This window comes from Janthinobacterium sp. HH106 (assembly GCF_001758725.1).
GTDB lineage: Bacteria > Pseudomonadota > Gammaproteobacteria > Burkholderiales > Burkholderiaceae_D > Janthinobacterium.
This window is the reverse complement of sequence record NZ_LRIC01000070.1, coordinates 1-1106: the sequence shown is the minus strand read 5'-3', so window position 1 is coordinate 1106 and position 1106 is coordinate 1. Positions and strand designations below refer to the sequence as shown.

General features: G+C 61.3%; 1 protein-coding gene. It reads right to left on the bottom strand.

Features of this window, described 5'->3' with window-relative positions; all coding sequences use genetic code 11:
* Positions 1-1106 (bottom strand): carbohydrate porin (locus JAB8_RS26600; protein ID WP_070292316.1); only part of this gene is annotated, 1106 nt, incomplete at both ends.

Below are 1106 nucleotides of genomic sequence, written 5' to 3'. Positions count from 1 at the left end.
TAGGAAGTACCGCTGGTATTGTTGTTGTAGATCGGGCCGCCGTTGTTCGACGCATTGACCGAGGCGGTGGCCGCATCGTTCCATTTGCCGTAGGTCACGAAAGCGCGCAACTCGGGACGCGACCACAGGCCAGGACCGGCCGAGATCGTCGGGGCGATGGTCAGCTTGGTCAGGCGCTTGGCCGGCAGGCCGCCCGCTTGCGTCACGCGGTCCGTGCCCAGTTCGCCCACCAGCTTGAAGTTGTTGGTGAACGCGTACACGGGACGCACGCCGACCGAGGTCCAGGTCGAGGAACCGTTGGCGTTCGATTCGTCTTTTTGCCACAGGGCGACAAATTCCATGCCGAAGTTGGCCATCGGCTGGATCGCCATGTCATTGAAGATGCGCGTGCGTTTCACGTCCGAACCGAAATTGGTGTCGCCCGACGCGCCGAACTGCGCGCCCTTGCCGGTGCCAGGACCGACGCCGTACTGCACGCCGAAGGTATTGCCGCCGCCGAACACTTTCGCCTGGCGGTGGAAGGCCGACAATTGCCAGCCATTGTGCTTCTGGCCGTAAGCGTCGTTGTCCTTGCCTTCGCCGATGATGTAGGTCGCGGCCAGGTCCAGGGTGCCGTTTTCATTGACGGGAATCTCGCCGTAGATGAAGTTCTGGCGCACGGCCGATTTGGTGCTGACGACGCCGGTCTTCGACACGGTGTTGATGTCGTTGTCCTTGAAGAAGGCGTACGAGAATTTACCGGGGCCCGCAGGAATACGGTCCAGGCCGGCGCCCGTGCCGTTCATGTTGATGTACTGCAAGTCCAGCATGTGGATGTCAGGACGGTAGTAGAAGCGCTTGCCGATCCAGGCCGTGCCGCCGTTCAGGAAATCGAGTCCCTGTGCTTCGACATAGGCCTTGACGATGCCCAGTTTGTTGTCGCCGAAATCGGAATTTGGCGCGTAAGCGTTGACCCAGATGGTGGCCAGGTAGTTCACGCCGCCGGACTGGGCGACGGACTTGGTGTAGCCGAATTCCGTGTAGGCGTCGCACTCATTGCCCAGACGGTATTTCATGGTATTGCCGCCCAGACCGAAGCAGCCTTGCGAACCGCCGCCGCCCGAGGT